20 protein-coding genes and 1 pseudogene are annotated in these 24,991 nt (G+C 61.3%); 8 read left to right on the top strand and 13 right to left on the bottom strand.

The window, feature by feature from the left end; translation table 11 throughout:
* The first annotated feature begins 233 nt into the window (after positions 1-233).
* Both mutL and AGR7B_RS03215 read left to right on the top strand, forming a co-directional pair.
* On the top strand, positions 234-2,066 hold the full coding sequence (gene mutL / locus AGR7B_RS03220) for a DNA mismatch repair endonuclease MutL (protein ID WP_080856967.1): 1,833 nt from the start codon (positions 234-236) through the stop codon (positions 2,064-2,066).
* Between the two features lie 148 nt (positions 2,067-2,214).
* Positions 2,215-2,436, top strand: coding sequence for a DUF2093 domain-containing protein (locus AGR7B_RS03215; protein WP_080856004.1), 222 nt, complete (start codon positions 2,215-2,217; stop codon positions 2,434-2,436).
* 193 nt (positions 2,437-2,629) lie between these two features.
* On the opposite strand, the gene lpxK is transcribed toward AGR7B_RS03215, so the two are convergent.
* The 6 genes from lpxK to AGR7B_RS03185 all read right to left on the bottom strand — a co-directional run bounded on the left by lpxK (position 2,630) and on the right by AGR7B_RS03185 (position 8,643).
* Positions 2,630-3,676, bottom strand: coding sequence for a tetraacyldisaccharide 4'-kinase (gene lpxK, locus AGR7B_RS03210; protein ID WP_080856003.1), 1,047 nt, complete (start codon positions 3,674-3,676; stop codon positions 2,630-2,632).
* A 149-nt stretch (positions 3,677-3,825) separates the two neighbouring features.
* On the bottom strand, positions 3,826-4,563 hold the full coding sequence (locus AGR7B_RS03205) for an HAD family hydrolase (RefSeq protein ID WP_080852597.1): 738 nt from the start codon (positions 4,561-4,563) through the stop codon (positions 3,826-3,828).
* A complete protein-coding gene (gene waaA, locus AGR7B_RS03200; protein ID WP_003521024.1) occupies positions 4,557-5,879 on the bottom strand; it encodes a lipid IV(A) 3-deoxy-D-manno-octulosonic acid transferase in 1,323 nt (440 codons plus the stop codon). Before waaA ends, AGR7B_RS03205 begins: the two co-directional genes overlap by 7 nt.
* A gap of 216 nt (positions 5,880-6,095) precedes the next feature.
* Positions 6,096-6,335 carry a DUF4170 domain-containing protein gene (locus tag AGR7B_RS03195; RefSeq protein WP_003494094.1) on the bottom strand — a complete coding sequence of 80 codons (240 nt, stop codon included), beginning with the start codon at positions 6,333-6,335 and terminating at the stop codon, positions 6,096-6,098.
* Positions 6,336-6,396: 61 nt separating this feature from the next.
* Positions 6,397-7,203: a 3'(2'),5'-bisphosphate nucleotidase CysQ gene (locus AGR7B_RS03190; RefSeq protein WP_080856002.1), complete on the bottom strand. Its 807-nt coding sequence runs from the start codon at positions 7,201-7,203 to the stop codon at positions 6,397-6,399.
* A gap of 93 nt (positions 7,204-7,296) precedes the next feature.
* Positions 7,297-8,643 (bottom strand): TldD/PmbA family protein, encoded by a 1,347-nt coding sequence (locus AGR7B_RS03185; protein WP_003522934.1) that lies wholly within the window; start codon positions 8,641-8,643, stop codon positions 7,297-7,299.
* 116 nt (positions 8,644-8,759) lie between these two features.
* Here AGR7B_RS03185 and AGR7B_RS03180 point away from each other — a divergent pair.
* Positions 8,760-10,588, top strand: a pseudogene (locus AGR7B_RS03180) (monovalent cation:proton antiporter-2 (CPA2) family protein).
* A gap of 78 nt (positions 10,589-10,666) precedes the next feature.
* On the opposite strand, the gene AGR7B_RS03175 reads toward AGR7B_RS03180, so the two are convergent.
* The 3 genes from AGR7B_RS03175 to AGR7B_RS03165 all read right to left on the bottom strand — a co-directional run bounded on the left by AGR7B_RS03175 (position 10,667) and on the right by AGR7B_RS03165 (position 14,259).
* Positions 10,667-11,593: a patatin-like phospholipase family protein gene (locus AGR7B_RS03175; protein ID WP_080856001.1), complete on the bottom strand. Its 927-nt coding sequence runs from the start codon at positions 11,591-11,593 to the stop codon at positions 10,667-10,669.
* A 187-nt stretch (positions 11,594-11,780) separates the two neighbouring features.
* Entirely contained in the window at positions 11,781-12,338 is a 558-nt protein-coding gene (rsmD, locus tag AGR7B_RS03170) for a 16S rRNA (guanine(966)-N(2))-methyltransferase RsmD (RefSeq protein WP_035259743.1), read from the bottom strand.
* Positions 12,319-14,259, bottom strand: a complete 1,941-nt coding sequence (locus AGR7B_RS03165) for a pseudouridine synthase (protein WP_080856000.1) — start codon at positions 14,257-14,259, stop codon at positions 12,319-12,321. The genes rsmD and AGR7B_RS03165 overlap by 20 nt, the downstream gene beginning before the upstream one ends.
* A gap of 71 nt (positions 14,260-14,330) precedes the next feature.
* Between AGR7B_RS03165 and AGR7B_RS03160 the strand changes: the two genes are divergently transcribed.
* Entirely contained in the window at positions 14,331-14,789 is a 459-nt protein-coding gene (locus AGR7B_RS03160) for a nucleoside deaminase (protein WP_059760756.1), read from the top strand.
* A 50-nt stretch (positions 14,790-14,839) separates the two neighbouring features.
* On the opposite strand, the gene AGR7B_RS03155 is transcribed toward AGR7B_RS03160, so the two are convergent.
* The 4 genes from AGR7B_RS03155 to AGR7B_RS03140 form a co-directional block, all read right to left on the bottom strand.
* Positions 14,840-15,484, bottom strand: coding sequence for a hypothetical protein (locus AGR7B_RS03155; RefSeq protein ID WP_162934031.1), 645 nt, complete (start codon positions 15,482-15,484; stop codon positions 14,840-14,842).
* Positions 15,485-15,626: 142 nt separating this feature from the next.
* Positions 15,627-18,530 carry an isoleucine--tRNA ligase gene (gene ileS, locus AGR7B_RS03150; protein WP_080855999.1) on the bottom strand — a complete coding sequence of 968 codons (2,904 nt, stop codon included), beginning with the start codon at positions 18,528-18,530 and terminating at the stop codon, positions 15,627-15,629.
* Between the two features lie 280 nt (positions 18,531-18,810).
* Complete coding sequence (locus AGR7B_RS03145) at positions 18,811-19,791, bottom strand: bifunctional riboflavin kinase/FAD synthetase (RefSeq protein ID WP_078051201.1); 981 nt, start codon at positions 19,789-19,791, stop codon at positions 18,811-18,813.
* 48 nt (positions 19,792-19,839) lie between these two features.
* Entirely contained in the window at positions 19,840-20,688 is an 849-nt protein-coding gene (locus AGR7B_RS03140) for a TIGR01459 family HAD-type hydrolase (RefSeq protein WP_078051202.1), read from the bottom strand.
* 368 nt (positions 20,689-21,056) lie between these two features.
* On the opposite strand from AGR7B_RS03140, the gene groES reads away from it, so the two are divergent.
* From groES to AGR7B_RS03120, 4 genes are all read left to right on the top strand, one after another.
* Complete coding sequence (gene groES, locus AGR7B_RS03135; protein ID WP_004440196.1) at positions 21,057-21,353, top strand: co-chaperone GroES; 297 nt, start codon at positions 21,057-21,059, stop codon at positions 21,351-21,353.
* Between the two features lie 74 nt (positions 21,354-21,427).
* Positions 21,428-23,062 (top strand): chaperonin GroEL, encoded by a 1,635-nt coding sequence (gene groL / locus AGR7B_RS03130; protein ID WP_063947704.1) that lies wholly within the window; start codon positions 21,428-21,430, stop codon positions 23,060-23,062.
* 792 nt (positions 23,063-23,854) lie between these two features.
* Positions 23,855-24,289 carry a hypothetical protein gene (locus AGR7B_RS03125; RefSeq protein ID WP_065654369.1) on the top strand — a complete coding sequence of 145 codons (435 nt, stop codon included), beginning with the start codon at positions 23,855-23,857 and terminating at the stop codon, positions 24,287-24,289.
* A gap of 151 nt (positions 24,290-24,440) precedes the next feature.
* The gene (locus AGR7B_RS03120) at positions 24,441-24,887 is read left to right on the top strand and encodes a DoxX family protein (protein ID WP_003519535.1); all 447 of its coding nucleotides are present in this window, start codon (positions 24,441-24,443) and stop codon (positions 24,885-24,887) included.
* Positions 24,888-24,991 lie beyond the last annotated feature (104 nt).

Raw genomic sequence — 24,991 nt, 5'->3', positions numbered from 1 at the left:
AAGATGACGCTCACCCATAGTCGACGTCACACACCGCCCGGCGAAGGCGGCCCCGTTCCTGCGGTCATTTCAAGCCGCCTCACCATAATCAAGGCCGATTAAAGGCGGATTAACGCTTAACGCCAAGTTGACGGAAATGATCGAATGCCGGACAGGCCGCAAAACATGTGCAAATTTCCGCAGTTCGAGTTTTTTGCTTTCGAAGCCACGGCGAATCCGCGAAAATGACGATCATGGCCATCAAGCAGCTTTCAGAAACCCTCATCAACCAGATCGCCGCCGGCGAGGTCATCGAAAGACCTTCCAGCGCCACGAAGGAACTGGTGGAAAACGCCATCGACGCCGGCGCGACCCGGATCGAGATCGCCACGGCGGGCGGCGGCAAGGGGCTGGTGCGGATCACCGACAACGGCTGCGGCATGTCGCCCGCCGATCTGGAGCTTGCGGTCAGGCGTCACTGCACCTCGAAGATTTCCGATACGCTTGATGATATCCGCACGCTCGGGTTTCGCGGCGAGGCGCTGCCCTCCATCGGCTCGGTCGCCAAGCTGACGATTACCAGCCGCCAACAGGGCGCGGAACAGGGTTCGGTGATTTCCGTCACCGGCGGCAAGGTGTCCGATGTGCGGCCCGCCGCCTCGAATGCCGGCACCATCGTCGAGGTGCGCGACCTGTTCTTCGCCACGCCGGCGCGGTTAAAATTCCTGAAAACGGAACGGGCGGAGGCGGCGGCCATCACCGAGGTCGTCAAACGGATGGCAATCGCCTTTCCGCATATCCGTTTCGTGCTCTCCGGCACCGACCGCTCGACGCTCGAAATCCCTTCGACCGGTGACGACCATCTTGCCCGCATGGCGCAAATCCTCGGTGCCGAGTTCAAGGACAACGCCATCGAAATCGATGCCGGGCGCGAGGATGTGACGCTCTCCGGTTTTGCCGGCGTGCCGACCTTCAATCGCGGTAACTCGGCGCATCAATATGTCTTCGTCAATGGCCGCCCGGTGCAGGACAAGCTGCTTTTATCCGCCATTCGCGGCGCCTATGCCGAAACCGTGCCGCATGGGCGATATCCGGTCGCGGTGCTGTCCATCACGCTCGACCCCGCCTTTGTGGACGTGAACGTGCACCCGGCAAAATCCGATGTGCGTTTTCGCGATCCAGGCCTCATTCGCGGGCTTATCGTCGGCGCGATCCGGCAGGCGCTGACCCGCGACGGCGACAGGGCCGCAACGACGGGTGCGAGCCAGATGATGAACGCCTTCCGCCCCGGCTACAGCCCGTCCGGCCTCCGGCCCTCGCCTTCCATGGCGGCCCCCGCGCCATGGTCCGCGGCCACGTCCCCGTCGCGGCCGCTCGCCGTTTCCGGAAACATGCAATTTGCCGAAGCGGTGCAATCGCGCTTTTCCGATATCACCATGCCGACGGCGCGGGCCGAACCGCGCGAGGCTTACGAGGCCTCCCCTGACTCTTCACCAGAGCCGCTGGTGTATCCGCTTGGAGCGGCACGGGCGCAGCTGCACGAGAACTACATCATCGCGCAGACGGAAAACGGCCTCGTCATCGTTGATCAGCATGCCGCGCATGAGCGGCTGGTGTTCGAACAGATGCGCAATGCGCTGCATTCCAGGCGGCCGCCTTCGCAGGTGCTGCTCATCCCCGAGATCATCGACCTGCCGGAAGAGGATTGCGACCGGCTGATGGATCATGCCGCCGGTTTCGATGCGCTGGGGCTTGTCATCGAGCGCTTCGGGCCGGGCGCGGTTGCCGTTCGCGAAACGCCCGCCATGCTGGGCGAGGTCAATGTGCAGGGGCTGGTGCGCCAGCTTGCCGACGAGATCGCCGAATGGGACGCCGCCTCCACGCTTGCCAACAAGCTGGAATATGTCGCAGCCACCATGGCCTGCCATGGCTCGGTGCGGTCCGGCCGGCGCATGCGGCCGGAGGAGATGAATGCGCTTCTGCGGCAGATGGAAAACACGCCGGGTTCCGGCCAGTGCAATCACGGCCGTCCGACCTATATCGAACTGAAACTTTCCGATATAGAACGGCTCTTCGGCCGTAGCTGACGCTTCATACACGCACGAACGGTGGGGCTGGCCTTGCGCCGCGCCGGGCTATATAAATTTGAGAAACTGGAGCACCCAATTGTTCAGGAAAACGCTGCGCCGTTTCGGACTGGGTGCCCTGACGGGACAGAGCAGGAGACGAAAACGGATGAACAGATTTGAAGGAGGCGGCAACCGCCTCGCCGTCATCGAATATCTCGACGGTGACTTCCGCATCGTCCAGACCGGCTCGCACGTCATCTGCTCCGTGACAGGCAAGACAATCCCCGTAGATGAGTTGCGCTACTGGAGCGTGGCGCGGCAGGAAGCCTATGTGGATGCGGCGGCTTCGCTGGAAGCCGAAAAGAAGGCTGGCAATTTGCCGGCGTGAGTTGGGAAGCGGCGCATTGAGTATGGCGCGTGTGCCTCCCCTCATCCCTGTGCTTGTCACAGGGATCCAGCCAGCCCAAGTCCTTGGACTGAAAGAACTCTCCCCGCCGCGCGGACGCGCGTCGACTGGATTCCTGTGACAAGCACAGGAATGAGGGGAAGTGAGTATACGGCGGTTTATCTTCTTCGGTGCTCTAAAGCGACGTCCGCGCATTGTCCCGCAGCAGACGCGCACGGCAGTTCCTCACCGCCGTATCGATGATCGTCGCGGCCGCGTTGGGGTCGTCGAACACCATGTCGATTTCGATCACCAGGCTGTTCCACAGCAATTCTTCCGCCCGGCCGTGGTGCCCGTTAAGCCGTACCGCGTCCTTGGCCGTCGTCACCAGTTGCAGGTTCTCTTTATCGGCGTCCTGCAGAAGATCGGCGATCTCGTCGTCGCTGAAATGGTGATGATCCGGGAAGGAGCGCTGCAGCACGATATCGCCGCCGAGCGCCTCGACCGTTCGATAGAACTTGGCCGGGTCGGCGATGCCCGCATAGGCCAGCACGCGTCTTCCCCTGAAATCCTGCGGCTCCTGCGGCGTGATCGCCGCCACGAAGACGGGTTTGGCGGCCTTTGCCGCCTGCCGGACCAGGGCATCGGCCGCATGGCCATTGCCGACCTTCAGGAGCCCGGTCATGTGCCGCATCTGCTCGGCAAGCGGCGCCCTCACCGGGCCGCCCGGCACGAGATGGCCGTTGCCGATGCCGCGCATCGTATCGATGACGACAAGCGCATAATCCAGCGTCAGGCGTGCGCTCTGGAAACCGTCATCCATGATGATGAGATCGACGCCTTCCTTCACCAACCGGTGTGCGCCTTCCACGCGCTTGCGGGAAATGACCGTGACCGCCTCCCGCGCCAGGAGCAGCGGCTCATCGCCGACATCGGCCGAGCGGTGCTGTCCGGGATCGACAAGGGTGGTGACGTCGAGCGTGCCGCCGTAACCGCGGCTGAGAAATCCGGGTTTCAGGCCCTTTGCAACGGCGGCTCTCGCAATTGCCATCGCCGTCGGCGTCTTGCCGGCGCCGCCCACGGTGAAGTTGCCGATGCAGATGACCGGAACGGCAACGCTTGCCCTCTTCGCCGTTCGCATCCGCCGGCCGGCGATCTTGCCGTAAAGAAGCGAGAAAGGAGACAGGAGCCACGCCTGCCAGCCCGCTTTCTGCCACCAGAACGGCGGCGCTTCAGAAACCATCTATTCCCGCTCCCGGCCGCGTCGCCCACGGCATTCCGTTCGCCCGTCACATGTCAGGAGGTTGTTTGCCAGAAAAAACCGTAAATTGCAAAAATGGAATAAACGGGCTTGATGGAGCCGCACCCGGCCCGGCGGAAATTCCACCGGGCTCAGAGAGCCCGTTCCGGCAAAAGCGCTTCAAGCGCCGTGATGTCATCGAAACAAAAATCGGCATCCGCGCCGAGGCTTTCGCGCGAGCCTGTTCCCGTCAAAACGGCGATACGCAAACCGGCACCGGCATTCTTCGCCATATGCAGATCGTGATTATTGTCGCCGACCACCGCCACACGCTCCGGCGGGAAGCCTATCGCCTCGCAGAAACCAAGAACCATGCCGGGCTGCGGCTTGGTGCCGTAACCGCTGTCATATCCCGCGACAAAATCGACGTCCTTTTCAAAACCGAAGCGGATGGCCGTCTGGCGGATGGAGTTTTCATTGTCGCTGGAGGCGATGCCGAGCTTGTAGCCGCGGGCCTTCAGCCTTGCGAAGAACGCCTTGAGATCGGTCACCGGCACGGATTTATCCGCTGCCTCGGTGAACAAGCGGTCGAGGCGCGCCGTCAGTTCCCCGACATCGCAGGGCGAGCCGGCGGCAACCAGACCGGCGGCGATTTCCGCCGTATTGCCGGCGGCCAGAAGGCTGTCCGGCACCACATGACCGGTAACGGGGTCCATGCCGCAGGCGGAAAGAAGCCGGTCGGCAAGAACGGGATCGCCTTTAGCGGCAATCGCCGCAAGCTCGCGGTTCACCGGACCCCAGCTGGCGTCATAGCCGAGAAGCGTGCCGTCCTTGTCGAAAAGGACTGCGGCGATCGATTGCGCCGCGTTGAGTTCGATATCCGCTACCATGAACCGATGGCGCTCCGCGGTTGCAGCTTGGCGGAAACGGTAAGCGGATTGATATAGGGTTCCAGCGCCTTGACGGTGGAGGACAGCGCACCGCGCATATCCTGAATGACCCGGTTGCCGGCATCGATCATCTTGTAACGCTCATTGTCGTTGACCAGCAGATAATGCACCGCCTTGGCCAGCATCTCCACATCGCGGATGATACGACCGCCGCCGGCGCGGATCAGTTTCTGATAGGCCTCGCGGAAATTCTGCACATGTGCGCCAGACAGAACGGCGCAGCCGAGCATCGCAGGTTCCAGCGGGTTCTGCCCGCCCTCGGCAGTCAAGGAGCGGCCGACGAAGGCAAGCTCGGTCAGCCGCAGGTAAAGCCCCATTTCGCCGATGGAATCGCCGAGGAAAATATCGGTTTCCGGGGTGATCACGTCATTGCGGCTGCGGCGGGCGACCGAAAGATTCATGCCCTTCAGCATCGCCTCGACATCGTCCCCACGCTCGGGATGGCGCGGCACGATGATGGTCAGTTGCCCATTGCGCGACTTGATCGCCGCATGCACGGTGGCGGCAGCCTTCTCCTCGCCGTCGAAAGTGGAGATGGCGGCCCATGTCTTGCGATTGCCGACCTGCTTGCGATAGCTCTCCAGCAGCGCCTCGTCGCATGGCGGCGGGTCGGTGTCGCCCTTCAGGTTGCCTGAAATCACCACCGGCCAGGAGCCGAGATCGCGGAAACGTTCGGCATCGAGATCGGACTGCGCAACCACCAGCGCCAGCTTGGAAAACAGCGATTCAGCAATGTCATGCCGGGCTTTCCAGCGGTCGAAGGAACGGTCGGAGAGGCGCGCATTGACCCGGATCTGCGGAATGTGCCGGCGTTCCAGCTCCATCATCGTCACCGGCCAGATTTCCGATTCCGCAGTGATGGCGGCATCCGGCGCCCAGTAGGTCAGGAAACGGTTGACCGCGATTTTGATATCGAGCGGCACATATTGATGGATCACATCGTCGCCCAGCCGCGTGCGGGTCAGTTCGGCCGATGTGACGGTTCCGGTGGTCAAAAGCACGAAGATATCGCGCTTGCGGATTTCGCGGATCAGCGGAATAAGCGCCAGCGTTTCACCCACGCTTGCGGCATGGAACCAGACCAGCGGCCCGCGCGGGCGCTCGGCGCTGGCATAACCGAAACGCTCAAGCCGACGGCGCTTGTCTTCCTTGCCCTTCGCCGCCCGATAGGAAAGATAGGGCTTCGCGAACGGGTAAGCGGCGATACCGGCAATGCGGTAACCGGAAAGAGCGAAACGTGCGATACGGCTGCTCATGACATTCTGCCCTTGATCATTCCGCGCAATGCCCTTCCCCTGTTTTTGGTTGTTATCGCCGCCTACTTCTTCTCAAATTGCGTCATTTTTTGTCATCGGAAACGAAAGCGCGATCACATTTTCTCGCCGCGGTATTCCCGGCCTGCGCCGCTCGCGCAGGAATCACGGAAAAACTCGCTTTCACCCAATAGTATTACAACGCAAGGGCAAAAGGACTCAAATTTTGTCGTCCGGATTGAGAAGACGGTGCATATGCACGATAAAATAACGCATATGGGCGTTATCGACGGTCATCTGCGCCTTGGACTTCCATGCGGTGAGCGCGGAAGCATAGTCCGGATAGATACCGACGATATCGAGCGCGTTCAAATCCCGGAACTGAACATCCTGAAGGTTTTCCAGTTCGCCGCCGAATACGAGGTGCAGCAGCTGTTTCTGTTTGCCAGATTCCGTCATGTCTTTGTCTCTTTCTTAAACTCTGAGAGAGGCCTTCATCTGCGGGATTTCCCGGCAAACGTCAACTGTCAGACAGATGTGAAAACGCTTTCAAAAGTGCAGGCAGCGCATAATCTGCTGCAGCGCACAATGCGGGGTGGTTCACCTGCCGGCGATTATACATCAGAGGTTTTCCATCCAGCCCGACCAGCCGGCCGCCGGCCTTCTCCAGAATGAGGTCGGCGGCGGCGAGATCCCACTCGTGCGAGTTGGCCTTGACCAGCGTTCCGTCGATGCGGCCATCCGCCACCATGGCCAGCCGGTAGGCGAGCGAGGGTACGTGCGGAATGCGCTTGACGCCACCCCGCACCTCTTCCGGCAGATGCGTGATCACGTCTTCTGGCGCCGCCAGATGGAAGATGCCGGCATTTTCACGCGCGGCAAAAACGGGCGCTCCGTTTTTCAGCGCTTCGCCGCCTTCCAATGCGGTGAACTCCTCGGCAAGCGCCGGGGCTACAAGGGCCGCGACCACCGGCCGGCCCTCATGCACCACCGCGACGCTGACGCACCAGGTATCCCGGCCACCGATGAAGGCGCGGGTGCCATCGATGGGGTCGACAACGAAGACGGTGGAGCGGGAAAGCCTGTCCGTATCGTCATCCGTCTCTTCGGAGAGCCAGCCGTATTCCGGCCGGGCGGAGCGCAGGATGGTTTCGAGAATTTCATTGGCGGCGTAGTCGGCCGCGCTGACCGGCGAAAGCCCGCCATTCTTCCACCAGACCTCGGGATCCTTGCGGAAGAAACCGAGGGCCGTCTCGCCCGCCTTGCGGGCGGCTTCAAGCACCAGCCTCAGATCGGAGGCCCAGCGGGCCTCAGCCATATCGTTCATTTTGCCGTCTTTTCCGCGCGCCTCACACGGCGCGCCCGTTTTTCTTCTCGCACTTGCACACAAAGTGCCGGCGAAAACAACCCGCAGGCCGTCTCACTTGCCCGCGATCGTCATGCCTTCAATGGCGAGCGTCGGGGCCGCGACGCCGTATTTGCGGTCGATATCGTTAGCCGGCGTGACCCGCATGAACATGTCCTTCAGGTTCGAGGCAATGGTGACCTCGGAAACCGCAAAGGTCTTTTCGCCGTTCTCGATCCAGAAACCGCTCGCCCCGCAGCTATATTCACCCGTGATCATATTGGCGCCGTGGCCGATCAACTCGGTGACGTAAAAGCCGGTTCCGACCTGTCGCAGCAGGTCCTCCGGCGAGAGATCGCCTGGCTCCAGCGCCAGATTGGTGGAGGCCGGCGAAACCGCCGTGCCGCCGCGCACGCCGCGACCGTTGGTTTCAAGGCCGAGTTCCCGCGCCGCCGAGGTGGACAGGAACCAGTGCTTGAGAACACCGTCCTCAATCATCGTCATCTTCTCGCCGCGCACGCCCTCGCCATCGAAGGGACGCGAGGACGGGCCGCGCACGATCTGCGGATCGTCGGTGAGATAAAGGCCCTTTTTAAGAACCTGCTGGCCCATTTTATCGCGCAGGAAGCTGGTCTTGCGGGCAACCGAAGCGCCATTGATGGCACCGGCAATCGCACCGACAAAACCGCGGGCGATGCGCGGATCGAAAACCACGGTGATGTTGCTGCCGGTATCGACCTGGCGCGGGCCGACACGGCGCACGACTTTTTCACCGGCTCGACGGCCGATTTCTTCAGCCGCATCGAGATCGGCATAATAAAGGCGGCTGTCGAAATCGTAGTCGCGCTCCATCTTCGTGCCTTCGCCGGCGATGACGCTGACGGAACGACTGAAGCGGCTGCCCATATAGCTGCCGGAAAAACCGTGCGAGGTGGCAAGCACGAGGCCGCCCATGCCGCTCGATGCGCCGGCGCCGGAGGAATTGCTGACGCCCTTGACCGCAAGTGCTGCCTCTTCCGAAGCAAGGGCTGCCTCGCGCAGCTGATCGGCCGACACTTCCGTCGCATCGAAAAGCTGAAGATCGTCATAGGAAGTGGCCAGCCGTTCCTTGTCCGCGAGGCAGGCAAACGGGTCTTCCGGCGAAACCTTCGCCATCGCGACGGCCCGTTCCGCCAAGGTCTTCAGGTCGAAGCCCGGATTGGCCGAAACGCTTGCCACCCGGCGGCCAACGAAGACGCGCAGGGAAAAATCGTCGCTTTCGGAGGATTCGGTGCTTTCCACCTTGCCAAGCCGCACGCCGACCGATTGCGAGCGGGAGCGGACGACAACGGCATCCGCCTCATCCGCACCGGCGGCGCGGGCAAGATCGACAAGCTGGCTGGCGCGATCGAGAAGTTTGGAAGAATCTATTTCTGAGGACATGAGTTGGCCTTTCATTCCTGTTCCATTTATTGTGCCAAGAACCCCGCATCAAGGGCGAAACGCCGCTTTCTCCATTCGGACGGTATTGTCGCCACCCTATTCGAAAGTCCGCCCGCATGACCGAGCACGACGCTCTCTTTTCCGAACCCCTGCTGCTTCTGGCCGGCGCGGTCATCGCGGCCTCGGTTTTCCGCAAGCTCGGGCTCGGCACCGTGCTCGGTTATCTGGTGGCAGGCATCATCATCGGGCCGTTCCTGCATCTGGTCACGGATGCGAAGGACATCTTCAACGTCTCGGAACTTGGCGTCGTTTTCCTGCTCTTCATCATCGGTCTCGAACTGAAGCCGTCGCGCATCTGGCAGATGCGGCGCATATCTTAGGGCTTGGGATGGCGCAGGTGCTGGTGACAGGCAGCGTGCTGGCGGCCATTGCCTGGTGGGCAGGGCTGATCGACTGGCGCGGCAGCCTCGTCGCCGGTTTCGGCCTTGCGCTTTCCTCCACCGCCTTTGCGCTGCAAATCCTTGCCGATGACGGCGACATGAATACGCGGCACGGCAACCGCTCCTTTTCGATCCTGCTGTTTCAGGACCTCGCCATCGTGCCGCTTCTTGCACTCGTCACCATTCTTTCCAACCGGCCGGATGTGCCGACGGATTCGATGGTGTCCGATCTCATCGCCTCCGTCGTTGCCGTGGCCGGCATGGTGCTGGCCGGGCGTTATCTGCTGACGCCGATGTTCCAGATCATCGCCCGCACCGGTGCGAGGGAGGTGATGATCGCCGCCGCCCTCTTCGTCGTCATTGGCGCCGCCGCCATCATGGAGGCGGTGGGTTTGTCGATGGGCATGGGCGCGCTGCTGGCGGGGCTGATGCTGTCTGAATCCTCTTACCGGCACGAGCTGGAGGCCGATATCGAGCCGTTTCGCGGCCTGTTTCTGGCGCTGTTCTTCATGGCGGTCGGCATGTCGCTGCATATCCATATCGTCTATGAGCATATTTTGCTCATCCTGATCGCCGTGCCGGCGATGATGGCGGTGAAGGCGGCGCTGATCTATGGCCTTTGCCGCATCGCCGGCTCGTCGCGTTATGCATCGAGCCGCATCGCCCTGCTTCTGGCGCAGGGCGGCGAATTCGGCTTCGTGCTCTTCACCACGGCTGCCGCCTCCGGGCTGTTTCCGCAGGCGACGGCCTCGATCCTCGTTGCCGTCGTCACGCTTTCCATGGCGCTGACGCCGCTTCTGGCGGTGATTTCACGCCGGCTGACGGCGGAGGATGCGGACGAGGACAAGCTGGAAGAGGATTTCGACGGGGCGGGCGCGGATGTGCTGATGATCGGTTTTTCCCGCTTCGGCCAGATCGCCTCGCAGATCCTGCTCGCCGGCGGGCGCGACGTGACTGTCATCGACAGCTCGGCCGACCGTGTGCGCCAGGCCGCCCGTTTCGGCTTCCGCATCTTTTTCGGCGATGGTACCCGCAAGGACGTGCTGATCGCCGCCGGCATCGAGCGGGCCGATCTCGTTGCGGTCTGCACCCACAAGAAGGAGGTGACCGACCGTATCATCGACATGATCCAGTCGGAATTTCCGAGCGTGCGCATCTATGCCCGCTCCTATGACCGCGTGCATTCCCTCGACCTCAGAAAAAAGGGCGTGGAATATGAAATCCGCGAAACGCTGGAATCGGGTCTGCTGTTCGGCAGGCGCATTCTGGAGGGGCTGGATATGGAGGGCGAAAGGGCGCTGGCGATTGCCGACGACATTCGCGAGCGCGACGAGGAGCGGTTGCAGCTACAGGCCGTGGAAGGCCTCGCCGCCGGCCGGCAGATGCTGCACAACAAGCCGGTGCGCGAGGTGAAGCCCGAACCGCTGATGAAGCCGAAGACCAAGGCGGAAAAGTGGGAAGAAGAAGAGAATGCAGAGGACAGCGAGACGGAAGTTTCGCTGTGAATTGAGTTCAACTTAGTGACTGGGAGCGCAGCGCTTGTTTCTTCTCCCCGCCGGGGAGAAGAAAACTCGCCTCATTCGTCACGCCTCCACACCCTGCCCGCGGTGAAACAGTTCCACCTGCATGTCGATCTGCCGCTTCAGATCGTCCTTGATGCCGGCCGATGCGTTCAGCACCTCTTCGGACTTCAGGAAATCCAGCACACCGAAACGGTGCACGGGCGGGCGCAGGAAAATATGCGGCGGGCGTAGCCTCAGTTTCAGGGCAATCGCCGCCTGCATCATCAGCTGGCTGGCGCCGAACAGGCTGTCCAGCCGGTTCGGCATGGTGGTTCCATCACCTTCCGGGCCACCGACGACATCAACGCCGATGACGATATCGGCGTGATCGAGCAGATGCTCATAGGGCACCGGATTAAAAATGCCGCCGTCGATCATGATGCGGCCATCGATACGCACGGGCATGAACAATGCGGGAATGGCGGCGGATGCGGCCAGCGCCTGGATGATCTCGCCGCGTTCCACCACCACTTCGGACTGGGCGTAATAATCCGTGGTTATCACTTTGAGCGGAATGGCAAGCTCGGAAAAATCCTTCGGCAGAGCCTGCGGCATCAGGGCGTGCAGGATGAGTTCGAGGTTGAACTGCCCGAGGCGAAAACCGTCCACCGCATGGCGCATCGATGCCGGGCCGAGGCTCCAGAGCCGGTTGGCAACCGAGCCTTTTCGTCCCATCAGCTCAAGCGTGTATTCACGGATTTCCCGGCCGGTCATGCCGGCCGCCATGCCAGCGCCGATGATGGAGCCGATGGACGAACCGGAAATCGCCACGGGCCGGATGCCGAGTTCGTCCAGCGCCTCGATGACGTTGATGTGGCAGATGCCGCGTGCGCCGCCGCCGCCGAGCGCCAGTCCGAAAGTCGGCTCTTGGCCACTCGAGCCGTCGCCTTCGAGAACCTCTTCCCCGGCGCGGACAATCGTTATGCTCTCGTTTACACCCTGCTCCATGCGAATACCCAAATTCTTTCCACGGCAAAGACTCTGCCTATTGCGCAAACAAGACAAGACCGTGGCGTGACGGGAAACGCTCCTGTTAGAGCATTTTCGCTTTTCTTAGAATCGCGAAAACACTCTAACTCTTTGTTCTGTCGCATTTCCGGACGGAAAACCGGGCTCCACTTTTGCTGGAAATGCTTTAAGGCTCGTAACGGTAAAAATGCATTTTCGTATCGCCGAAGATGCGGCTTTCGAGCGGCTTGAAAACCGGATCGACCTTGACCGTCACATCGCCGCGCTCTTCGAGAATGGCGAGGGCGCCGGGGTTCAGCCAGCCGCCGCCATGGGCGGCCGCGAAAGCCTTCTCGCCATGGCCATAGCCATAGGGCGGATCGGCGAAGAGAAGATCGAAGGGCTCGATATTGTTGACGCCGCCGAGCTTGGTAGCGTCACGCCGCAAAATGCGGGCGCGGCCATGCAGACCCAGCGCATCGATATTTTCCCAGAGCAGCCCCCTGCCCTCCACGCCGTTTTCGACGAAGAGCGCCACGCGACAGCCGCGCGAAAGCGCCTCCAGACCGACCGCACCGGTTCCGGCAAAAACGTCCAGAACGCGCGTGCCATCCAGACTTTCCGGATAGGCATGGCTTAGAATATTGAAGAGGCTTTCCCGCGTCCTGTCGATGGTCGGACGAATGGAATTCGATTTCGGCGCGGCCAAACTCCGGCCGCGGAACTCACCGCCTACGATCCGCATTACGTGTCATTCCCCTGCCTCCAGAAGGTTTGCCACCCGGGCCTTTGCCGCCCGGCTTGCCGCCGCCGGGACCACCGGGGCCTTTGCTCTTGCCTGAGAAACCCGAACGTTCGCCACGCTCGCCCGACTTTCCGAAAGATGGCTTGCCGAATCCGGATTTACCGGCCGGCTTGCCGCCACGGGGCTTTTCGCCCGCCGGGCGCTCGCCGCGTGGGCGGTCACCGTCTTCACGGGGTCTGTCGCGGAACGGACGGTCACCGAAAGGTTTTTCACCGCGAGCGGTGCGATCACCAAAACTCTTCTCGCCACGTGGGCGGTCGCTGCGCGGGCGGTCACCCTCTTCGCGAGGCTTGTCACGGAACGGCCGGTCGCCGAAAGGTTTGCCGCCGCGTGCCGGGCGGTCACCGAAGCTCTTTTCACCGCGCGGACGGTCGCCATCTTCACGCGGCCTGTCGCGGAATGGCCGGTCGCCGAACGGCTTTCCGCCGCGCCCACCACGATCACCGAAGCTCTTTTCGCCACGCGGACGGTCGCCACGTCCGCGACCACCTTCTTCTTCGCGGGGGGAATCTGAGCGGATCCACTCGCCCTCGGCATCCGCATGCCGCACGACGTTACGTCGCGCTTCATCCTGGGCGGAAGGCTTCTTGAAGAGGTTTTCGGCTTCCGCGCGGGCGGAAGACTTGCGCTCCTTGCCGTCACGGGTGGGCCTTGCACCGGGCGCCATCCAGACATTGGCCGTGCGGCTGGTGCCGGCGGCCTGGCGTGGGCGGCGGTCGTCGCCTTCATCCTCGCTGCGGCCCTTTGCGCCAAATTTCCCGGCGGGCTTGGAGCCGAACTTGCCGGCCGGCTTGTCGCCGCGCTTGGTGTCAAGACGGCCGAGCGCCTTTTCACGACGATCCTCGGACTTGCCGCTCTTTTCGAAGCGCGGCTTGCTTTCCGGCGCATCGCTCTTTGCCCATTCGGATTTCACGGGCCGCTTCGGCGCGTCGTCTTCTTCATCCTCAACGGGCGCATTGTAGATCGGCGCATCGAAATTCGCGCCGGCCTGTTCGATCAGACGCGGGCCGAGCTGGTCGCGCAGCATGCGGCCGCGCACTTCCAGCACCTTGCCTTCAGCGAGATCGCCGAGCTGGAACGGACCATAGGAAACGCGGATCAGGCGGTTGACCTCGAGACCTAGCGCGCCGAGCACGTTCTTGATTTCGCGGTTCTTGCCTTCACGCAGGCCCATGCTGATCCAGACATTGTGGCCCTGGGTGCGGTCGAGCGTGGCGTCGATTGCGCCGTAGAGCACGCCATCGACGGCAATGCCTTCCTTCAGCTTGTCGAGTGCGGCCTGATCGACCTCGCCATGGGCGCGCACGCGGTAGCGGCGCAGCCAGCCGGTGGTCGGCAGTTCCAGCACGCGGGAAAGTCCGCCATCGTTGGTGAGCAGCAGCAGGCCTTCGGTATTGATATCGAGACGGCCGATGGACAGAACGCGCGGCAGTTCACCGGGCAGATTGTCGAAAACGGTCGGGCGGCCTTCCGGGTCGGAATTGGTCGTCACCAGACCGGCGGGCTTGTGGTAAAGCCACAGGCGCGTGCGCTCGGCGCCGCGAATCGGCATGCCGTCGACTTCGATCTTGTCGGACAGCGTGGCGTTCACCACCGGCGTATCCAGCTTGACGCCGTTCAGCGACACGCGGCCTTCCATGATCATGCGCTCGACATCGCGGCGCGAGGCCACACCGGCGCGCGCCATGATCTTGGAAATGCGCTCGGGCTTGGAAGCGCCAACGGTTTCCGGCACCGGGGCGGCCTTTGCCTCGGTCGGTTTCTTTTCGCGCTCTGGGGCGGGCTTGCCGGGGCCTTTCGGCTTCCTGTCGCGGCTAAATGTCTTGCCGCCGTCACGCTTCGGCTTGTCTTTAAAAGTCATTTGCTGTTTGCCTGTTGTTTGGGCTGTCCTATCAGGTCCAAGCACAAGGGTTAAGAGGAAATTGAAACGCAATGGCCGAAAGGACGCATTTCATGGAGCTGGCGCTTTCGGAAGCCCGCGCCGCGGCTAAGCGGCAGGAGGTTCCGATCGGCGCGGTACTGGTTATGGACGGCCGCGTCATCGCCCGTTCCGGCAACCGCACCCGTGAATTGAACGATGTGACGGCTCACGCCGAAATCGCCGTGATCCGCATGGCCTGCGAGGCGCTGGAGCAGGAACGCCTGCCTGGCGCCGATCTCTACGTGACACTGGAGCCCTGCACCATGTGTGCGGCGGCAATTTCATTTGCCCGTATCCGCCGGCTCTATTACGGCGCGCGAGACCCGAAGGGCGGCGCAGTGGAGAGTGGCGTGCGTTTCTTCAGCCAGCCGACATGCCACCATGCGCCGGATGTCTATTCGGGACTGGCGGAAAGCGAAAGTGCGGAAATCCTGCGGCAATTTTTTCGCGAGAAACGCCTCGACGATTGAGCGACCGGCGGGAGACGCAAGCTTTCCCGCAGGCCATCAGCCATTCGTTATTACTGGAAGGGGTTCCACCAGCTCTTGCCGGTATTTGCCACGGCCGCTTCTTTCTTGCGGCGCTTTTCCTTCTTCAGCTCCGGTTCGCCGAGATCGGTCAGCTGATCCTGCGGAACGCTGCGGTATTCAGCCGGCGGATCGGTGAGGAACCTGCGCTGGGCGTTGACGACGGAGCCGCCCTGGGCTTCGGCCTTGGCCTTGCGGAAGGCTTCCCATTTCTGGGTTTCGGTCATCTGGCCGGCGGTGCCGTTGCCTGCGAGCAGCGGCGAGCGATAATGCGGGTTGTTCTTGTTCGCATCGGCCTCTTCGCGCAGGCGTTCGCGGGTTTCTTCCGGCGATTCGACCCATTGCGGATTGTTTTCGCGGCTTGCCATGTTCTGCTGCGGCGTGGCCAACTGTTCGGCACGGGCCTGAGCAGGAACGACGAGGCCCGGGCGGGGGCTGTATTTCAGGTTGCGCTTTTCCTGGTCATTGCCGGTGATCGAGGTCGCGTTGCCAAGATCGTCGACAAGCTGTTCCGCTGCCGTCTTGCCCGTGCCGTAGGTCGGGCTCGTGCACGCGCCAAGCAACACGCCTATCGTCGTGATGCCAATAACCGTGCGAAACATGCCCAAACCCTGCGCATTACCCTGCATCGTCTTCATTGAAACCCTTCCAGCCGTCCGTCCCACTTCGCCAGACATCGTCTTTCGGCAGGCGGCAGCCCGCATTGCCGTGCAAATCCGGCCATTTTCAGGCAGGTGTACCGGATGAAGAGGCAAAGCGCAATTCATCCGGTCATTTTCGTTACGAGAGTGCGGCAAGCTCACGCAGGGCCGCTGCATCGCGGGCAGAAACGTCAGGATAATCCGGATCAGACCCGACATCGGTGGTGATGCGCCACGAACGCGCGCATTTTTCACCTTCCGCGAGCTTCTGCTCGACCACAACCTTCGGCACTTCCGGCAGGCGGAAGCCATCGGCCGGGCCTTCGTCACCCACAACCGTGATCGCTGAGGTGATGCAGATTTCGGCGAAGTCCTGATCCTTCAGCGCGGCCAGCAGATCGGCGTCGGCGATGTGGACGACAGGTGCCGCCTCCAGCGAGGAGCCGATGCGCTTTTCACGGCGCTCGACTTCAAGCGCGCCCGTCACGACGGTACGGACCTTGCGGATTTTCTCCCACTTCGCTTCCAGCGCATCGTTCTTCCAGTTTGCCGGGATTTCCGGGAACTGGGCGAGATGCACCGACTCCGCATCCGGGTAGCGCGACAGCCACGCTTCTTCCGTGGTAAAGGGAAGCATGGGGGCAAGCCACGTCACCAGGCAATCGAACAGCTTGGCGATGACCGACAGGGCGGCGCGGCGCTTCAGCGACGACGGCGCGTCGCAATACAGCGTGTCCTTGCGCACGTCGAAATAGAAGGCGGAAAGTTCGACATTGGCAAAGTCGATCAGCGCGCGGGTGATCTTCTTGAACTCGAAGCCGTCATAACCTTCACGGACAACGCCATCCAGTTCGGACAGGCGGTGCAGCACCAGCTTTTCCAGCTCCGGCAGATCGTCATAGGCGATCTCCTCGCCCTCAAAATGGGCGAGCGTGCCGAGCATCCAGCGGATGGTGTTGCGCAGCTTGCGATAGGCATCGACATTGGTCTGGATGATGGCCTTGCCGAGGCGCTGGTCTTCCCAGTAATCCGTGGTCATCACCCACAGGCGCAGGATGTCGGCACCCGACTGGCTCATGACTTCCTGCGGGGCGACCACGTTGCCGAGCGACTTCGACTGCTTGCGGCCCTGCTCGTCCATGGTGAAACCGTGGGTGACAACGGCATTGTAAGGCGCACGGCCGCGCGTCGCGCAGCTTTCAAGCAGCGACGAATGGAACCAGCCGCGATGCTGGTCGGAGCCTTCGAGATAGACATCCGCCGGCCACTTCAAGTCTGGGCGGTCTTCCAGCGTGAAGGTGTGGGTGCAGCCGCTGTCGAACCAGACGTCGAGGATGTCCATGACCTGCTGCCACTTGGCGTGGTCGTGATCATTGCCGAGGAAGCGTTCCTTGGCGCCTTCGGCGAACCAGGCGTCCGCACCTTCGGCCTCGAAAGCCTCGAGGATGCGGGCATTGACCGCCTCGTCGACCAGAACCTCGCCCTTGTCGTCGGCGAAGACGGCGATCGGCACGCCCCAGCTGCGCTGGCGCGACAAGACCCAGTCCGGGCGGCCTTCGATCATGGCGCGCAGACGGTTCTGGCCGGAGGCCGGAACGAAACGCGTCTGGTCGATGGCGGAAAGCGAACGCGAGCGCAGGGTCGTGCCGTCGCCCAGTTCCTTGTCCATATAGACGAACCATTGCGGCGTGTTGCGGAAGATGACCGGCTTCTTGGAGCGCCAGCTATGCGGGTAGCTGTGCTTCAGGCGGCCGCGGGCAAACAGGTTGTTTTCCGCGATCAGCGCCTTGATGACGCGGTCATTGGCATCGCCCTTCTTGCCGTTATCATCCATGACACGAGCAGCACCGCCTTCGGCCGACGGGCCGAAACCGGGGGCGTCTTCGGTGTAGAAACCGTCATCGCCGACCGTGAAGGGGATCTTGGAGGAGATGCCGCGCGCTTCCAGATCGCGCGCCTGCGCCATCCACGCGTCAAAGTCTTCGCGACCATGGCCTGGAGCAGTATGCACAAAGCCGGTACCGGCATCGTCGGTGACGTGATCGCCATCGAGCACCGGAACAGGGAAGGTGTAACCCAGCGATGCCAGCGGGTGGGCGCAGCTGACAGCCGCGAGCTCTTCCGCCTTCACGTCGCGCAGGCGTGTAAATTCGAGCTTTGCCTTGGCAAAGCATTCCGCTGCCAGCTTGTCTGCGAAGACGAGTTTTTCACCCGGCTGCGGCCCGAAATTATTCGCAGCCGCCGTGACCTCATAAAGGCCATAGGCGATGCGTGACGAAAACGAGACGGCGCGGTTGCCGGGGATCGTCCACGGCGTGGTCGTCCAGATGACGATGGAAGCGCCATTGAGCTCCGCAGAACCTTCAACGACCGGGAACTTCACCCAGATCGTGTCGCTCTCGACGTCATGATATTCGACTTCCGCTTCCGCCAGCGCCGTGCGCTCCACGACCGACCACATGATCGGCTTGGAACCGCGGTAGAGCTGGCCGCTCTTGGCAATCTTCAGCAATTCGCCGGCGATGCGCGCTTCGGCGTGGAAGTTCATCGTCGTATAGGGGTTTTCAAAATCCCCCTCGATGCCGAGGCGTTTGAACTCCTCGGACTGGACCTTGATCCAGCCGGCCGCAAACTCACGGCACTCCTGGCGGAATTCGTTGACCGGAACTTCGTCCTTGTTCTTGCCTTTGGCGCGATAGGCTTCCTCGATCTTCCATTCGATCGGCAGACCGTGGCAATCCCAGCCCGGCACGTAATTGGCGTCGTAACCGCGCATCTGGAACGAGCGGGTGATGACGTCCTTCAGGATTTTATTGAGCGCATGGCCGATGTGGATATTGCCGTTGGCGTAGGGCGGGCCGTCATGCAGCACGAATTTTTCGCGGCCGGCGGCGGAGGCGCGCAGGCGTTTGTAGAGGCCCATTTCCTGCCAGCGTTTCACCGTTTCCGGTTCCTTCTGCGGCAGGCCGGCGCGCATCGGAAAATCCGTCTGCGGCAGATAGAGGGTGGAGGAGTAATCCAGTTTTTCTGCGGTGTCGCTCATAATCGTACCGTTGTTGCGCGCCGTGTCGGTCGCGCCGTCTCAATTTCAAAGAGGGCAAATACGGAAAGCGCCATGACCAAAGTCATGACAAGCGCCAAAATCCCGGACCTTCCGGCTCGTCAGAGCGGGCGGAAGGCCGGGCCAATAATTCGGCCAATCTGAGTTTTGAACATCAACCGGTATTGGGACATGGCCGGTTGTTTATGCGGTTTTCCGGCAAAAAGGAAGAGAAAAGCGACGGCAATATCGGCCGGAACAGAGGCTGACCGGCCTTACCCGGTCAGAACGCGATCCTGGCGTCCAGTTCGCTGAGCGGACGCACGCCCGATAACATCGCCCTCGCCTCTTCTTCATCGCGCCTGATCTGGGCGACGAGCGGATCGAGACCGTCGAATTTCAGCTCGTCGCGCAGGTGCCCGAAGAACGAGACCGAACAGACCTCGCCATAGAGATCGCCGGAAAAATCGAAGACGAATGTTTCAAGCAGCGCCGCGCCGTTTTCAGTGACGGTCGGGCGATAACCGAAGCTCGCCACGCCATCGCGGATCGAACCGTCCGGGCGGCGGAACCGCACGGCATAGATGCCCGCTTTCAGTTCCGTTTCCGGCGCCAGCGCCATATTGGCGGTGGGATAACCCAGCGTGCGGCCGAGCTTCTGGCCGCCGATGACTTCGCTTTCCACCGTGAAGCGATAACCGAGCAGGCCTGCGGCGCCCGCCACATCGCCTTCGCATAGAAGCGAGCGAATCCGGCTGGAAGAGACGACATCCGCACCCTCGTCGCGGAAGGCATCCACCAGCGTCACGTCGAAGCCATGGCGTTTGCCGGCCTCCATCAGAAATGCCGGGCCGCCTTCGCGGCCCTTGCCGAAATGGAAATCGAAGCCGGTGACGACAGCGCTGGCGTGGAGCCAATCGACCAGAATGGACTGGACGAATTCTTCCGCCGAGCGCTGCGAAAATTCCCGGTCGAAGGGATATTCGATGACGGAGCGGAAACCGATGGCCTCAAGGATGCGCGCCTTGAGGGGCGCGGGCGTGAGACGAAAAACCGGCGTATCGGGACGGAAGACGGAACGGGGATGCGGCTCGAAGGTCAGCACCAGCGCGGGAACGCCACGGGCGTCCGCCAGTTCCAGGGCACGATCCAGCACAGCCCGGTGGCCGCGATGCACGCCGTCGAAATTGCCGATGGCGATGACGCCGCCGCGAAGAGCTTCCGGCAGCGGCTCCTTTTTTTCATTGCGGTGAAAGACGGTCATGGCAATCGATCCATTCCTGCGCCAGCTATTCCTTGAGGCGAGATGTCCTCAGGCGAGACGGGGCATCCACCAGCCGGGAGCAGCACCCTGCCCCTTGAGATAGGCGTTGAGAAGCGCCTCGTCCGTCTGGCCGTTCAGCGTATATTCGGCGGCGTGAATGCCGCCGCTGATATAAAGAAGGTTGAGACCGCTCGCAATCGCGCCCTTCACATCCGTTGGCATGCCGTCGCCGATGGCAAGCACGCGATCCTTGGCGAAAGCGCCGCGCACTTCTTTGGCCGCCGCAAGGCAGGCTTCATAGATCGGCGCATGCGGCTTGCCAGCAATGCGGACCTCGCCGCCGAGCTGTTCGTAGTAAGCGGCCATGGCGCCGGCGCAGGGAATGATGCGCTCGCCGCGCTCCACCACCAGATCGGGATTGGCGCAGATCATCGGCACGTTGCGGGCAATGAAGCCCTTGAGCATTTCGGTATAATCCTCGGGCGTTTCCGTCTCGTCATCGAAAAAGCCGGTGCAGACCACGGACTGCGCTTCCGCCTCGCTGACACGCTCGACATCGAGACCGTCCAGCAACGGCAGATCCCGCTCCGGGCCGAGCAGGAATACTTTTTTCGGGCCTTCCGCAATCAGGCCGCGGGTGACGTCACCGGAGGTGATGATGCGGTCATAGGCCTCATCCGGCACGCCGAGAACGCGAAGCTGGGCGATGACGCCGGGAGCGGGGCGCGGCGAATTGGTGATGAGCACCACCGTCTTGCCGGCCTCGCGCGCTTCCCGCAGCGCAACCGCCGCATCCGGAAAAGCGCTGACGCCATTGTGCAGCACGCCCCAGACATCCGAAAGAATAACGTCGAACCCAGCCGTAATTTCGCCGAGAGTGAGAATGCGATGGGCCATGAGATGCTTTCCGGATGCGAGAAGAGGGTGAGCGTGACATCGCAAAGCGGGACGCCGATGGCAAGGAAAAAAGCGCCGCCAGACCGGTCTTTGGCCCGCCTGACGCAGCATGAACACAAATGCCCCTTAGATGCGATGCGGCCGGAACGCACGAAAAGAATGTCGTCGCGGCGCGCATCCGCGTATGGGAAATTTCTGTCATGGAACGCTGATAACCATAAGCCATGAAATTTTTCAGACAGGGCGTCCTTGACTCCGGCAGAAGCCCTCCTTATCTCGGTTCCGCTGGCACTCGATAAAGGAGAGTGCTAACACCCATCAGGCGAGTTCCAAAAGCTCGCGCAGTCATTTGATCGAGGGATTAGACAATGACAAGCACCAATTTCCGCCCGCTTCACGATCGCGTCGTCGTTCGTCGCGTTGAGTCCGAAGAAAAGACCAAGGGCGGCATCATCATTCCCGATACCGCCAAGGAAAAGCCGCAGGAAGGCGAAATCGTCGCCGTCGGTTCCGGCGCACGTGACGAGGCCGGCAAGGTCGTCGCTCTCGACGTCAAGGTTGGCGATCGCGTTCTGTTCGGCAAGTGGTCGGGCACCGAAGTCAAGCTCAACGGCGAAGACCTTCTGATCATGAAGGAAGCCGACATCATGGGCATCATCGGCTGATTTCAGTCGACCCATCGTTTCCTTAAATTTCAAGCCGGACCCGGTCCGGCCATTCGAAACCAGGAGTTTTGAAAATGGCAGCCAAAGAAGTAAAATTCGGCCGCACAGCACGCGAAAAGATGCTCAAGGGCGTCGACGTTCTTGCTGATGCAGTGAAGGTAACCCTCGGCCCGAAGGGTCGTAACGTCGTTATCGACAAGTCCTTCGGCGCTCCGCGCATCACCAAGGACGGCGTTTCCGTCGCCAAGGAAATCGAACTGGAAGACAAGTTCGAGAACATGGGCGCACAGCTCGTTCGCGAAGTTGCCTCCAAGACCAACGACATCGCCGGCGACGGCACCACCACCGCGACCGTTCTGGCCCAGGCCATCGTTCGCGAGGGTTCCAAGGCAGTTGCTGCCGGCATGAACCCGATGGACCTGAAGCGCGGTATCGATCTGGCCGTTGCTGAAGTCGTCAAGGACCTTCAGGCCAAGGCCAAGAAGATCAACACGTCTGAAGAAGTTGCACAGGTCGGCACGATCTCTGCAAACGGCGAGCGTCAGATCGGTCTCGACATTGCTGAAGCAATGCAGAAGGTCGGCAACGAAGGCGTCATCACGGTTGAAGAAGCCAAGACCGCTGAAACCGAACTCGAAGTCGTTGAAGGCATGCAGTTCGACCGCGGCTACCTGTCGCCCTACTTCGTGACCAACCCGGAAAAGATGGTTGCGGACCTCGAAGACGCATACATCCTCCTGCACGAAAAGAAGCTCTCGAACCTCCAGGCCATGCTGCCGGTTCTCGAAGCCGTCGTTCAGACCGGCAAGCCGCTCGTCATCATCGCTGAAGACGTCGAAGGCGAAGCTCTTGCAACGCTCGTCGTCAACAAGCTGCGTGGCGGCCTCAAGATCGCTGCCGTCAAGGCTCCTGGCTTCGGCGACCGCCGCAAGGCCATGCTGGAAGACATCGCCATCCTGACCGGTGGTACCGTCATTTCCGAAGACCTCGGCATCAAGCTCGAAAACGTTACCCTCGACATGCTCGGCAAGTCGAAGAAGGTTTCGATCTCCAAGGAAAACACCACGATCGTTGACGGCGCCGGCCAGAAGTCCGACATCGAAGGCCGTGTTGCCCAGATCAAGGCCCAGATCGAAGAAACCACCTCCGACTACGACCGCGAAAAGCTGCAGGAACGTCTTGCCAAGCTCGCTGGCGGCGTTGCCGTTATCCGCGTTGGCGGTTCGACGGAAGTCGAAGTGAAGGAAAAGAAGGACCGCATCGACGACGCTCTCAACGCGACGCGCGCTGCCGTTCAGGAAGGCATCGTACCGGGCGGCGGCGTTGCCCTGCTGCGTTCGTCCACGAAGATCACCGCAAAGGGTGAAAACGACGACCAGGAAGCCGGTATCAACATCATCCGCCGCGCCCTGCAGGCTCTGGTTCGCCAGATTGCAGACAACGCAGGTGACGAAGCTTCCATCGTTGTCGGCAAGATCCTCGAGAAGAACGAAGACAACTACGGCTACAACGCCCAGACCGGCGAATATGGCGACCTGATCCAGCTCGGCATCGTCGACCCGGTCAAGGTTGTTCGTACGGCTCTGCAGAACGCAGCTTCGGTTGCTTCGCTGCTGATCACCACCGAAGCCATGATCGCCGAGCTTCCGAAGAAGGACGCTCCGATGCCGGCAATGCCGGGCGGCGGCATGGGCGGCATGGACTTCTAATCAGTCCTGTCACCGGATTAAGAAAGGGCGGTCTCCGGATCGCCCTTTTTTCGTTGCCGCCCATGCCCTTTAAGTGGTCCGGCGTCGCAAGCGCGCCCGACGGGCGGCATGGACTTCTAATCAGCCCTGTCACCGGATTAAGAAAGGGCGGTCTCCGGACCGCCCTTTTTCTTTGCCGCCCGTGCCCGTTAAGTGCGTCCGGCGTCGCAAGCGCGCCCGGCGGGCGGCATGGACTTCTAATCGGTCCTGTCACCGGAATTAAGAAAGGGCGGTCTTCGGACCGCCCTTTTTCTTTGCCGCGCCTGTGTGATTGACGGAAGGCGGCACACCTTATCGACGCTCTCGCAAGAGATGCCTCATGAAATCAACAGGTTGCATAATTCTGAAGGCCGAAAGCGGAAGGGTTCGTGTATTGTCCCGTTTTGGAACAGGCCTGATTTTATCCGGCTATTTTTGCAACCCCATGCAATAATGGGGCACATCCAAGAGCGAATCACCGCCCCATACGGGGCCGATTTCCACTCGGATCGGCTTATAAGTGCGCTATTTAGTTGTGCTTTTTCGCATGTCTCGCGATTTTGAAGAAGAAATACATAATATTTTTGATTTTCTCACTGGCTGGTTGTTGTAGGTAGGGGAAAATAAACTATAAGTCACCCCCCGTAAGGGTTCCGCGACGGGGCGGCCAGCATTGAAAGGGGTTTCGATGCCTGGCAAATACGTTCGACTGCGGGTGGCGGTAAAGGTTCAACCTTGCAGTGGCGCTTGAAGAGGCGGCGCTGGCACGTGTTCATGCGGGGGCGCGATTTGTTTGAAATATCAAGACGCAACGATGCTCTGCCTGCGGCGGTAACAGCCACGCCCGATCCCCGGACCCTGTCGCATTTCTTCATGTCGGAGGAGTGGAGCAGCGATCTTTCCAGTGGCGTCATCCGCCTCGGCGAACACGCATCGTTCATGCACGGCCTCCCGCCGGGCGAGTGCGGATTGCTCAGCCTTGTCCGCTGTTACGACCGCGCTGACCACGCCCGCGTTCTGGAACTTTTCGAGCAGGTTTCCACCGCACCTTCACGTTTCTGTTTTTCATCCGGCCTCTCCATCTTGCCGGCGATGCGGCAGCCGGTCATCTGCATGGGCGAATCTTCCGGCTTCGAAGACGGCCAGCAAGGGCGCATATCAGGGCTTTTCCTGTTTCCGCGCTTTGAGGATATTCGCTTCGCCGCCTGAACATGGCGGGACAGACGCCCAGCGCCGTTCACAAAATGAAGACGATTTGTCTTCTATTGTTCATCTTTATGGGCGGATGATTTTCGGTCATTGATATCTCCAGACATTGCAGTTCAACCGGCGACACGCCGATTATTTACCGGAGATATCCATGTCCAGCAGCCAGAACGTTCTCGTTCTCATCGCCCGTATTCTGCTTTCCTTCATCTTCATCACCTCGGGCTTCAGCAAGCTCGTCGATCCGGCCGGTACGGCCGGCATGATCACTGGTGCCGGCCTACCCGCTGCAACCGCGCTTGCCTATATTGCAGGCCTGTTCGAACTCGTTGCCGGTCTTGCCATTCTCGCTGGTTTCCAGACCAAAATCGCTGCCTGGGCGCTTGCCGTCTTCTGCGTCTTCACCGGTCTGGTGTTCCACAGCGGCACCGTTGCCGTACCCGGCTGGCCTGAGCCGGCTCTTGGCTGGATCAACACGCTGAACGGCATCATGATGGTGAAGAACATCACACTTGCCGGCGCTTATATCCTGCTTGCCGCCTTCGGCCCCGGCGCCTACTCCGTCGACGCCAAGCGCGGTGCGGCTGTGGCCCACGCATAAGCCAAATGGATCGACCAATAAAAAAGCCGCCGGATCGCTCCGGCGGCTTTTTTACGTCGTCAGACCGCAGCCCTGATGCGCGAGGCGATCTCCTGAACCGCGGC

This window comes from Agrobacterium deltaense RV3, from assembly GCF_900013505.1.
Lineage (GTDB): Bacteria > Pseudomonadota > Alphaproteobacteria > Rhizobiales > Rhizobiaceae > Agrobacterium > Agrobacterium leguminum.
Note: the sequence above shows the minus strand (reverse complement) of the source record. Positions and strands in the feature narration are given on the sequence as shown.